Source organism: Methylocucumis oryzae (genome assembly GCF_000963695.1).
Taxonomy (GTDB): Bacteria; Pseudomonadota; Gammaproteobacteria; order Methylococcales; family Methylomonadaceae; genus Methylovulum; species Methylovulum oryzae.
Genome location: NZ_LAJX01000126.1, coordinates 1 through 11108 on the forward strand (window position 1 = coordinate 1; position 11108 = coordinate 11108).

The 11108-nt window shown below is 43.0% G+C and carries 11 protein-coding genes and 1 pseudogene; 6 read left to right on the top strand and 6 right to left on the bottom strand.

Annotated features, from left to right (window positions below; translation table 11 throughout):
- Positions 1-180: 180 nt before the first annotated feature.
- Positions 181-744, bottom strand: coding sequence for a DNA-3-methyladenine glycosylase I (locus VZ94_RS12800; protein WP_045779527.1), 564 nt, complete (start codon positions 742-744; stop codon positions 181-183).
- Between the two features lie 86 nt (positions 745-830).
- A complete protein-coding gene (locus VZ94_RS12805; protein ID WP_045779528.1) occupies positions 831-1211 on the bottom strand; it encodes a hypothetical protein in 381 nt (126 codons plus the stop codon).
- Between the two features lie 366 nt (positions 1212-1577).
- On the opposite strand from VZ94_RS12805, the gene VZ94_RS30770 reads away from it, so the two are divergent.
- From VZ94_RS30770 to VZ94_RS12820, 5 genes are all read left to right on the top strand, one after another.
- Positions 1578-2114 carry a glycoside hydrolase family 15 protein gene (locus VZ94_RS30770; protein ID WP_275575227.1) on the top strand — a complete coding sequence of 179 codons (537 nt, stop codon included), beginning with the start codon at positions 1578-1580 and terminating at the stop codon, positions 2112-2114.
- The gene (locus VZ94_RS30775; protein WP_275575228.1) at positions 2089-2913 is read left to right on the top strand and encodes a glycoside hydrolase family 15 protein; all 825 of its coding nucleotides are present in this window, start codon (positions 2089-2091) and stop codon (positions 2911-2913) included. The genes VZ94_RS30770 and VZ94_RS30775 overlap by 26 nt, the downstream gene beginning before the upstream one ends.
- Entirely contained in the window at positions 2891-4792 is a 1902-nt protein-coding gene (locus VZ94_RS29025) for a glycoside hydrolase family 15 protein (protein ID WP_239649906.1), read from the top strand. Before VZ94_RS30775 ends, VZ94_RS29025 begins: the two co-directional genes overlap by 23 nt.
- Entirely contained in the window at positions 4776-5753 is a 978-nt protein-coding gene (gene glk / locus VZ94_RS12815) for a glucokinase (RefSeq protein WP_045779529.1), read from the top strand. Before VZ94_RS29025 ends, glk begins: the two co-directional genes overlap by 17 nt.
- 224 nt (positions 5754-5977) lie before the next feature.
- Positions 5978-6949 carry a sensor domain-containing diguanylate cyclase gene (locus VZ94_RS12820; RefSeq protein WP_045779530.1) on the top strand — a complete coding sequence of 324 codons (972 nt, stop codon included), beginning with the start codon at positions 5978-5980 and terminating at the stop codon, positions 6947-6949.
- 396 nt (positions 6950-7345) lie between these two features.
- Here the strand turns inward: VZ94_RS12820 and VZ94_RS32150 are convergent, their stop codons facing one another.
- The 4 genes from VZ94_RS32150 to VZ94_RS12835 form a co-directional block, all read right to left on the bottom strand.
- Complete coding sequence (locus VZ94_RS32150; RefSeq protein WP_338040398.1) at positions 7346-7840, bottom strand: hypothetical protein; 495 nt, start codon at positions 7838-7840, stop codon at positions 7346-7348.
- An 83-nt stretch (positions 7841-7923) separates the two neighbouring features.
- On the bottom strand, positions 7924-8322 hold the full coding sequence (locus VZ94_RS32155; RefSeq protein ID WP_338040399.1) for a GHMP family kinase ATP-binding protein: 399 nt from the start codon (positions 8320-8322) through the stop codon (positions 7924-7926).
- 75 nt (positions 8323-8397) lie between these two features.
- Positions 8398-9078: an HAD family hydrolase gene (locus tag VZ94_RS12830; RefSeq protein WP_045779531.1), complete on the bottom strand. Its 681-nt coding sequence runs from the start codon at positions 9076-9078 to the stop codon at positions 8398-8400.
- The gene (locus VZ94_RS12835; protein ID WP_045779532.1) at positions 9071-9997 is read right to left on the bottom strand and encodes a hypothetical protein; all 927 of its coding nucleotides are present in this window, start codon (positions 9995-9997) and stop codon (positions 9071-9073) included. Before VZ94_RS12835 ends, VZ94_RS12830 begins: the two co-directional genes overlap by 8 nt.
- A gap of 184 nt (positions 9998-10181) precedes the next feature.
- Here VZ94_RS12835 and prfB point away from each other — a divergent pair.
- Positions 10182-11108: pseudogene (prfB, locus tag VZ94_RS12840) on the top strand (peptide chain release factor 2); the annotation flags it as partial.

An 11108-nucleotide genomic window follows, 5' to 3' on the forward strand; every position in this document is an offset into this window, starting at 1 on the left:
TATCAGAGTGAAGGGCGCCGTAAATACATCCCTGTAGGCTTGGCGGCAGCATCCCTGCTGCCGACACCTCAAGCCACAAGGACGTGGCGAATGCAGAAAACGCAGGGAGCAGTTTTCTGCCACTCTAAACAACCTATCCCGGCTTGGTATTGTCCCGTTTTAAGTTGGTAGCCTAAAAAACTATCCACCTAACTGGCTATGTCTAAAGCAGCTGACTAAATGGTCGTTAACCATGCCGGTAGCTTGCATGTGTGCATAACATATCGTAGAGCCAACAAATTTAAAACCGCGTTGTTTTAAATCTTTGCTCATTGCGTCGGATTCTTTGGTATGTGTCGGCACGTGCTTAAACTCGTGCCAATGATTCTGTTTTGGGTTTCCGTCTACAAATTGCCAGATATAGCGGTCGAAACTGCCAAACTGTTGTTGGATTTTGATAAAGGCCTGAGCATTGGTAATTGTAGAGCGGATTTTTAAACGATTGCGAATAATGCCAGGATTAGCGAGTAGGGCTTGGACTTTGTGTTCGTCATAAGCCGCAATTTTATGTACATCGAAGTTATCAAACGCTAATCGGTAAGTTTGGCGTTTTTTTAATACGGTTGACCAGCTTAGACCGGCTTGTGCGCCTTCTAAAGTTAAAAACTCAAATAACAATCGGTCATCATGAATCGGAACCCCCCATTCTTGATCGTGATAAAGCTCTTCTTCGGGTGTTTTCAATGACCACGGGCATTTATGCATAAGCCTTTATGGGTGTGGTTGACCTGTGACGGGCTAGGTTGGGCATATTGCAACTAAAATATACCCAAACCCAAGCATGTGTGTGCTTATTTATGCTCTGCGTCGTAAAAAGCTTTCATCTCAGTGAAGATGGCAGTTGCTTCTGTTAAAGCTGCAGTAGCTTCTGCTGTTTTTCCGTCTCTTAATGAGTCGTAAGCTAGTCTAAGTTTGCCACCAAATTTTTGACGTGCACGCTCAGTTTTTTCAAAACGGAAGTCTTTTTGTGATTGCTTGGCGTCGTTAAGGACTTTTAACACTTCTTCGTTGCTTGCTTTGTTTTGCAATAAAGTTTCAGCTTCATGTAATTTAGCTAACGTTGTTTCGCCAGCTGCATTGACCTGAGCATTAGTACTGTTACTTTCTGCTAACGCAACAGAAGAGGCGGCAGCTAATACTAAAGAAACGAGAATTTTATTGATATTGTGCATTGTAATACCTGTGTAGGGTGAGAATTAGTCATAGCAAGACTAGAGAAAAGAAAATTCCTAGTTTGCCGCTGGGATTTTAACACAAATCAGGCTATTGTTAATTGTCGTAGGGTTGAAAAACTGTAAAAGTTAGAAGAACGAGTTGTGCATTTTCATTGTAAACAGCGAAACTCTTGCAAGTTAAGCTGCACTGATAGGGTGCGTAGGTTTTTTGGTGTGTCCAGGTTGGTGCGCTTAATCCACTCGAACGCTCAGCAATCGCGTTAAATCGTTGGTTTATTGCATAAGCAAAGCGTTATAGAAATATATCACTACTGGTATAGCAATTGCTTTAAAGTATACAAAATACTATTACTGACCTTAATCATGACCACTGACGATTCATTAGATTCTTACTTTCAACAAGTTCAAGACATTATTTTAAGCCGACAAGATTGGATAACCGGTTTATTGCCTGCGAGTACTGCCGTAAATGTACATGGTAATTATACCGATGCTTGGGTGCGCGATAATGTCTACAGCATTTTAGCGGTTTGGGGCTTAGGTCTTGCGTATAAGAAAACTGGGGCTAACCCTAGCCGTTGTTATTTACTAGAGCAAAGCACCGTTAAACTGATGCGTGGTTTGTTGACGGCTATGATGCGGCAAGCGCTTAAGGTAGAAAAATTTAAGCATACGCAAAATCCGCTAGATGCGTTACATGCTAAATATGATACTAAAACCGGTTTGGCCGTAGTCGGTGACCATGAATGGGGGCATTTACAACTCGATGCGACCTCAATTTTTTTATTAATGTTGGCGCAAATGACGGCTTCTGGTTTGCGCATTATTTTTACTATAGACGAAGTCAATTTTTGTACAAAATTTAGTGCATTACGTGAGCCGAGCGTATCGCACGCCTGATTATGGTATCTGGGAGCGCGGTAATAAAATTAATCATGGTATTGCCGAGTTGAATGCTAGCTCTATGGGCATGGCTAAAGCGGCGTTAGAGGCTCTAGCGGGGTTTAATTTATTTGGTCATCAAGGTGGTCAAGCCGGAGTCATTCATGTCGTTAGCGACGATATTGCCCGTAGCCGTATTGCATTAGAAGCATTGTTGCCTAGAGAGTCCTTGTCTAAAGAAGTCGATGCAGCGTTATTAAGCATTACCGGTTTTCCAGCCTTTGCGGTTGATAATGCTGAGCTAAGACTGAGAACCGAAGCCTTAGTCGTTGAAAAACTGAAGGGCCGTTATGGCTGTAAACGGTTTTTACTCGATGGCCATCAAACGGTGATTGAAGACAGCAGCCGCTTACACTATAACCCGCAAGAGTTAAAGCAATTTCAACATATTGAGTGCGAGTGGCCGCTGTTTTTTTGCTACTTGAATTTAAATGCCCAATTCGCTGGGCGCACAGCACAAGCGGCTGAGTATAAGGATAAGTTGCAAGCGTTATTGGTAACGCAGAATGGCCGACAATTGCTACCTGAGTTGTATTATGTACCTAAAGACGCCATTGACGCAGAAAAAGCCTTACCACAAAGTCAAGCTAGATTACCTAATGAAAACATCCCGTTGGTTTGGGCACAAAGCCTCTACATTTTGGCGTGTTTGTTACAAGACGGGGCATTAACCGCAAAAGATATTGACCCGCTAACGCGGCATAAAAAAAGTGCATCAAGCATCGACGTGTATATTGCAAGTCGCGTTATTAGCTGAAGATGAAGGCGTTAAGGCGCAACTCAGTGCAATGAATATAACAGCCGAGAGTTTGACTGAAATTGCGCCTATTCAACTTAGAGATGCGTCTGAATTAGCCGAAGCCTATACGCAAGTTGGCAGAAATGACAGGATTGGTTTAACCGGCAGACCGTTACGACAACTGCGTACCTTAGCAACCTCTACGCTTTATGTGTTAGCTCAAGAGCGCTTGGTTTTTTCGCCGCAGTGTTTAAATCAAAAAGGTTTTTATTTGGCGATGGATAACCGCTTGTTAATCCAACGGTTAAAGGTTGAGTTGGCCTATATTTTTAAACATTGGGATAGAGCCGGTCAGCCGATTATTGTCATGCCGATTAAGCATAATATGCTCGCTAGCCATAATAAGGATGTGTTAATCGCGTTTATTCATGAATTGCAGCAAGGCCTGGTTAATCAAATACCTGTGCGTTTAGGGCCGTTAGCTGAGTTAGCGCAGTTAGCAGGTTCTGAGAAAATAGACTATTTACACGACTTTGAATTTGCTAAGAAGGGTAAGCATGATGTGGAACGTCCGTTTGCTCAACTGTTACCCGATGATGTGAACGCTTATCAGCCATTAGATGTGTTGGCGTTAAACCATTGGGAAATGTGTGATGACACCGCGCTGATAGAACCATTGCAAAGCCAAGCCAATTTATATTTACATTTAGAAGTGCTAAGCCTATTAGTCCAACGGCATGGCTTAGATTACCGTTTAGTACTCGTAGGCGAAGCTACGGTGCGCGATTTATTAGAAGAAGTCTATCAACGCGCTGGCGACGCTCATGCCTGGTATATCGTAAGACGTGCCGCAGGCTTATTGGGTAAGTATGATATTAATTTAGAGCAAGCGGCGACAGATATTTTAGTGCGCCAGCATTTATTAACGGTTGGTCGCGCGTATAGCGGTAAAGCGACCTTAAAACGGCCTACCGATTCCTGGGAAATTTTACAGATTATTCAAACCTATAATAGTCAAAGTGAGATTATTATTGTTCAAGAATTAATCTTATACTTAGGCATGTTGATAAAATCCAACCCTGAATTATTTGCTGATATTCATACCCTTAGAGTGGGTCATATTTTGCAATTAATTTTAGTGCGTTATAAACGCGATTTTGCTTGCTCACTCGATCATGCGTTTAACCAAGTATTGTTTTTATCACCTTATGAGTTAGCACAAAAAGTTCATGAAACCTTAGCCGATTATAGCAATACCGAAACCGAGCTAGGTCACGTTGAAACTTTACAATTTGCAGGTGATTGTAAGGAGTTAACCCATATACGTTTTTCAAAAGCGATGGACGCCGATGATCATGGCTTAACCTCGGATTGGTATACCTGGCGCGAGCAACAAGGCGGGTTAGGGCGTGAAAACGATGCATTTTATGCTGGAGTTTGGTTGTTATTACATCATTGTAAAGGCGTGATGGTTGGTGAAAAGTTGAATAGCAATCGACGCCTAGATAGTGAGCTGCTGTTGTCGCAAATGACGTCAGGCGAGCAAGCGTTTAAATTGCATGTCAGTCATTTGCTGAATAAAATTCAGTCTTCAGTATATAGACAACTCACCGTTGAGGCGCTAAAGACAATGGCGGTTATTGTTAAGACAACGCCATTGTACATTGATGATACATTAATCATTGATGTGCTTATAGGTCATGCCGTCAGAATCAATTGGTTAGACGTACATCCAGAACATAGCCCGTGTTATCAAGATTATGTGGCGATTGCTTGGCAGGCGTTTTATCAATTACCGCCGCACCGCGTTGCTAATACTATGGTCACGGCGTTAGCATTTTTGCTCAAACAACATAATAATCCTAAGGTAGAGGAACAACATGATATTAGCGGGTGATATAGGCGGTACTAAAACAACATTGGCATTAATGGCAAAAACTGACGCAGGTGATTTAACCTGTGTACACGAACAAACCTTTGCTAGTCGCGAATATTCTGTGTTTGATGATTTGTTGACGGCGTTTCTACCGGCTAATGTCACGTTAAGCGCGGCGTGTTTTGGTGTTGCAGGGCCTGTTGTGGAACAACGCTGTCGTACCACTAATTTACCTTGGGTATTAGATGCCCAGCTGCTAAAACAGCGTTTTAATATCGAACGAGTACGTTTGTTAAATGATTTAGAGGCGATGGCATTAGGGATGTTACAGCTGCCTGAGCACGAGTTAATCGAACTAAACCCGAACGCTGAGGCCAAAATAGGCAATAAAGCCGTTATTGCGGCCGGTACAGGTTTAGGTGAAGCGATATTGTATTGGGATGATAGCCGTTATCATGCCATTGCCACCGAAGGCGGGCATAGCGATTTAGCACCGACGACCGCGCAACAAGATGCGTTATTAGTTTTTTTACGCAGCCGTTATCCCGACCATGTAAGCTATGAACGGGTAATTTGTGGCGATGGTTTTAGTCATCTATACGATTTTTTATTAGAGCACGATTTTGCCAACGCCTGCCTAGCCGTGCCTAGCCTACATGACGCAGAACAAGGTGACCGCAATGCTATGATTTCACGCTTAGGACTGGCCGGTGAAGATGCCTTATGTGCAGAAGCGCTACGTTTGTTTGTCGAATTTTATGGCGCTGAAGCCGGTAATCTGGCATTAAAAACCATGGCCTTAGGTGGTGTTTATATCGGCGGCGGTATCGCTGCTAAGATTTTACCGGCTATGCAAAACGGAGATTTTATCCAAGCGTTTAAAGCAAAAGGTCGGTTTCAAGGATTATTGGATAAAGTCTCTGTTAAATTATCACTTAATCCGCGCACACCGCTGTTAGGAGCGGGGTATTATTTTTGTTAAAGAAATGCTCTTACACGTTATTGAGATTGCCTGAAGATGCATTCAACTACTAGAATTTGACGTGTAATTATTTACTTTTTTATGGTTAAATTATTTATCCGAATGGATGACGCAATATTTTGCGTCGAGTGTATGCCAGCCCATAAGTAAAGTTCCATATCAATGGGGTGGTTAATTTTATGTATTAGCATAATACTGAAGGCGAAGCACAGATAGTTTAAGCCATGCAATTACCACCTAGCCTACACACATCAATACTCCATTCACTCGAAGATCAAATCGCTGTGATTAATCAATCAGGTAACATTCTTGAGGTCAACTTGGCTTGGCAAAACTTCGGGTGCGAAAATGGAATGCCTTCAGGATACACATGTGAGGGTTTCAACTATCTTGATACCCTATCCAATGCGGCTGCCGCTGGTGATAACTACGCAGGCCACGCATTTCAAGGTATTATGGATGTACTAGCTGGCAACTTAGAAGTTTTTTACTTTGAATATCCCTGCCATAGCCCGAACGAGAAACGCTGGTTCACCATGCGTGTCGTGGCCTTGCATGGTGATGAATCTGGCAGCTTGTTTGTCATTTCCCATCACAATGTGACACAACGTAAACTGGCGGAGGAGCGAGTTGAAGAGCTTGCTATGAAAGACCCACTGACTGGACTTAGTAATCGGCGAGCCTTCGAATTTTTCCTCAGTAGTGAAATACGAAGCAGTATTCGTAACCAAACGCCGATTGGTTTGGTTTTAATCGATGTCGATTATTTTAAAAATTACAATGATGAATTTGGACATGCTGCTGGTGATCAATGTTTGATTAATGTTGGTCAGATCCTGCTTGCTCATGCGCGCAGACCTAGTGATCATTCTGCGCGTATTGGTGGGGATGAGTTTGCGTTAATTTTGGGTAATAGCCCATTGGAAATAGTTCGGCAGATTGCGGAATCGATTTTAAAATCTATCAACGATTTAAAGATGCTTTTTGGTGATTCAAAGCAGGTATCGGTTAGCATAGGCTTACTTTCAGTGATTCCTCATAAAAACATTACCGAGGATTTTTTATTTAAAGAAGCAGACAAAGCGTTGTATTGTGCAAAATCTGCGGGGCGAAATCAGATTGTGGCGATACAGTCCATAACAACAATGCCCAGAACGTCTTTAGAACCCCCATCACACCATGAATCGATAAATTGATAAAAAAGCATTATCTACTATACCCCGCCCAATTTCAGAGCCGTAATTTGTATTCGGGCCGTTATCTAGGCAGGTTATGCCGCCCATGAGAGCAACTTAGTAACAAGCAAAATAAGGTGTATTCCATGCTCCAAAGACTCATTCATGGCTCGCCTGCGTCAAATAACGTGCTTTTCGGAAGAAATCCCCTCTTAATCACAACCTAAACGCCATTTTTCACATATACTTTAGAACCGTCAAGTTTTTGGTATCTTGTGTTGTTGTAGGATGCGCTGTGCGTACCTTTTTCATTGATTTTTATGATGTTATAAAGGTGCACACAGCGCACCCTTCCTATCTAAAAAGTTGAATCTGCGCGCATTCTTTGGTGCATGACGTTTAGTTTCCGGCTTATTATCAAGTATGGCTATGTTTTAAGATACGAATATAGCCACCATTATTTCTAGGGCTGGCAACTAAAAAGCTTAATTTATCAAAATGGGCAAAACGTAGGTTTAATTGCTCTATTAACATATCGGCCAGCTTAGCATTTGATACTGCACAAAAACCCGTGGGTCCCCAAGACGTTTGGCCTATCGCAACAGCGCCTTGTTCGACCAACCATGCCATTACTGATGCGACCTCTGAGCTAGTAAACACACCGCCTTGTGCGGCGGCGAAATGAGTGCCTACCGATGTTTGTAATTGAGTGATAACTTCACCAAAGCGAGTTAAATCGTGTTCAGCTAAGGCAGGTAACCCTTGCATCAGCAATAAATGACACAAACGCTGAGCCTCTGTAACAGAGAAAGGGGGGAGTTCATTAAAGGCTTGAATTTCTTGGATGCCGTGCAAACCTTGCCCACGGCTGTCAAAGATTAAAATGAAGCGCCAATCTTCAGGTACAGACATTTGAGCGATAACCGGGGGAGTTAAGGTTGTGCTGCCACGCCCACCATCGACGACTAAACCACCTTGTTCAAAAATGCCTATGCCTATGCCTGAGCGTTGCCCGCGTTCGGTAATCTCGCTATCTCGCGTACGCTAAGCCCTAAACAATAAAGAGCATTAAGTGCGGAGCCAATAGCTAACGACATTTGAGTCCCTGAACCTAAGCCTACATGTTCAGGAATGGCTTCTTCAATCTTGATATTAACCTGGTCGGATACATTTAAACTTTGGCAGAGTAAGCTTAAACAATAATCGGCTTTTTCTGCTGATGGGCCAGTAATTAATCGAGCAGCACTTCGAGTAACCGAGATGCGAGTACTAATTTCATTTAAAGCAACGCCTATGCTGCCGAATTGTCTGTCTAAAGCGCCACTTAAATCAAAGAAGCCCATGTGTAGTCGGGCAGGCGCTACGACTGAAATATAAGAATGTTGATCAATCAAGGTGGGGTACGCTTAAGTAGTCACAGAATACAAAATTATAACCTTATCAATCGGCAAAAGCCCGCGTTGTTTGTGCTATTGAGCAAGGTTAGAGGGAGTAAAAATTAAATCAAGGGCTTGTTCTAAGTTCATTAGCAGTAAATGACATTGCTGTAATGCGTTCACATCAACTTTCGGTGTCGATGGCACGTAAACACAGTAAGCACCAGCCGTTACTGCAGCGAGTACGCCAGGGTAAGAGTCTTCTAAGACTAAACATTGAGCAATATCCACTGATAAAGCGTGGGCCGTTGCATAATAAATATCAGGGGCAGGTTTGCCTGAGCTGACATCATCTCGGCATATCAGGTTGGGAAAACTATCATCTAGGTTGGCATAACGTAGACATTCTAATGCATTAGTTTTACGACTATTGGTAGCTAAGGCATAAGGCATATTGAGCTGGATTAATTTCGCTAAGCAATCGTAGACACCGGATTTAACGCTAATGCCTTGGGTTTCTGCGTGGTGGCGCCAAATTTCCGCAGATAGCTCAAAAAATAGCTGACTGGGAAAATCTGCGCCTAACAGGTTAAAAAGCTCGTGCGTTATGGCTGTGCCGGTTAAGCCCGTTAAACCATGTAAAAATTCTTGACTTAAACTGTAACCTAAATGGGCAGCGGCCTCTTGCCAAGCCAGTCGATAACCGGATTCGGTATCTAAGACTAAGCCGTCTAAGTCAAAAATAACCGCAGAAAATTTTGGAATTTTAAGCATGGATAACTTTAATATATTCGCCTTTCGCTTCTCGCGATGAACCTACGACGATACGTTTTTGCCCAGATTCACTTTGCTCCAATAAGCCAGCAATTTCAACGGTTTCACCATAAAAGGCTTGGCCGTTATAGGTAGCAGTAAAGCTAACAACACTGGTAATTTCAGGGTGATTTAACCCTAATTGTGCTGGATAGGCAAATGCTTGCGAGTCATCCAGCACTTGGCAACGCAGTTTAATGGCTGACAGTTTATGATAACGCTCAGTTGACATTGGCGCGCTATTAACCAAGCTTAAGTCAAATTTACGCCCATTAATGACGGCTTTATTAAATTTACGTTGTTCATGCCACACATATTCCGTAAAGCTTAATTCCGAATCTCTCCGTTGATACGATTCATGCCAATCCGCTTCAGATAGCGCCGATAACCAACCTTGGTTAACCAGGTGTTCAATTAATGCACGTGCCTGCTCGAATGTTGCGTGTTCGTAACATACAAGGTCAATATCGGAGCGTGTATTATGCACCGCTGCCAGCAAAGAACCTGTAATACCTACTTGAGTTAAATCTAGCTTATGGTTAAACAGAAGTTGAGCCAATTGATATAAATCCTGCTCTACTTCATCATCGGGCGGTTGTGTCAGCAGGTTATGCAGGCGGCGGCGAGGGCAATGATGCTGACTGACCCGATGAAGCTCAACTGCATGTAGCTCAGCATCTAGTTGCTGCGAGTAATGCAAATACTCAGGATAATTCTGTTGTAGAAATACATTGGCGTCGTCGGTGGCATACTTTCGCCATTGTCCGTTATGCTTAACGTAACGAAGAAAGCATAAGCATTTATCCTGCTCTAATTGAGCCGAGACAACGGCGAATAGCAAACCTTCGGCGGTTTCCAAAAAGTCTTTGGGTTTGAACATGTTTGATGATGAAAAGCGTTTTAATTAATGCAGATTACCGACCATTATAAGCTAGGTTAGTTATTCCGGTTTAGTGTTCGATAGTGTCGTGAACAAAAGCTAGTCATCATCGCTTTCTCAAAATGAGTAATCGTTGAGTTATAATGCTCAGCTTTTTAGCGTTTAAACGGTTAGGTTTATATCCATGCAAGAGATTAATCCGATAAAAAATAAGATAGCTGAGCTAACTGAGCGGGGTAGTGCGCTTAGGAGGTATCTTTGACTTTGATAATAAGCAAGAACGCCTGGTCGAGGTATTACGGGAATTAGAAGACCCCAAAATTTGGGATAAACCCGAACAAGCACAAGCGCTTGGCAAAGAGCGTGGACAATTGGAAGTTGTTGTTAATACTATACGCGAGCTAGAGCAAGGCTTAACCGATGCCGCTGAATTATTGGCAATGGCTGTTGACGAAAACGATGAAGCAACTGTTGACACCGTTGTAACCGATTTAGACTATTTAGAAAAACAAGTCGCTGATTTAGAGTTTAGACGCATGTTTTCCGGTGAAATGGATGCGTGTAATGCGTTTTTGGATATTCAGTCAGGTTCTGGCGGTACAGAAGCACAAGATTGGGCAGCGATGATAGAACGCATGTATTTGCGCTGGGGTGAGCGCCGGGGTTTTAAAACCGAATTAATTGAAGAGTCTGATGGTGATGTAGCAGGAATTAAAAGCGCGACGATTCGTTTTGAAGGTGAATATGCGTTTGGCTGGCTTAGAACAGAAACAGGCGTGCATCGCTTAGTCAGAAAATCGCCGTTCGATTCAGGTAATCGTCGCCATACATCGTTTGCGTCGGTATTTGTCTCGCCAGAGATTGACGATAATATTGCGATAGATATTAATCCAGCCGATTTACGCGTTGATGTGTACCGGGCGAGTGGTGCCGGTGGCCAGCATATTAACCGAACAGAATCGGCGGTGCGAATTACCCATAATCCAACCGGTGTTGTGGTTCAGTGTCAAAGTGACCGCTCACAGCATAAAAACCGCGATACGGCAATGAAGCAGCTGAAAGCAAAGCTGTACGAATTGGAAATGCGCAAACGCATGGAAAGTCAACAAGC

What these genes read in the sequence shown, in the direction of transcription:
- VZ94_RS12800 (WP_045779527.1), bottom strand. Translation starts at nt 744, where the DNA reads ATGCATAAATGCCCGTGGTCATTGAAAACACCCGAAGAAGAGCTTTAT.
- VZ94_RS12805 (WP_045779528.1), bottom strand. Translation starts at nt 1,211, where the DNA reads ATGCACAATATCAATAAAATTCTCGTTTCTTTAGTATTAGCTGCCGCC.
- VZ94_RS30770 (WP_275575227.1), top strand. Translation starts at nt 1,578, where the DNA reads ATGACCACTGACGATTCATTAGATTCTTACTTTCAACAAGTTCAAGAC.
- glk (WP_045779529.1), top strand. Translation starts at nt 4,776, where the DNA reads ATGATATTAGCGGGTGATATAGGCGGTACTAAAACAACATTGGCATTA.
- VZ94_RS12820 (WP_045779530.1), top strand. Translation starts at nt 5,978, where the DNA reads ATGCAATTACCACCTAGCCTACACACATCAATACTCCATTCACTCGAA.
- VZ94_RS32150 (WP_338040398.1), bottom strand. Translation starts at nt 7,840, where the DNA reads ATGTCTGTACCTGAAGATTGGCGCTTCATTTTAATCTTTGACAGCCGT.
- VZ94_RS12830 (WP_045779531.1), bottom strand. Translation starts at nt 9,078, where the DNA reads ATGCTTAAAATTCCAAAATTTTCTGCGGTTATTTTTGACTTAGACGGC.
- VZ94_RS12835 (WP_045779532.1), bottom strand. Translation starts at nt 9,997, where the DNA reads ATGTTCAAACCCAAAGACTTTTTGGAAACCGCCGAAGGTTTGCTATTC.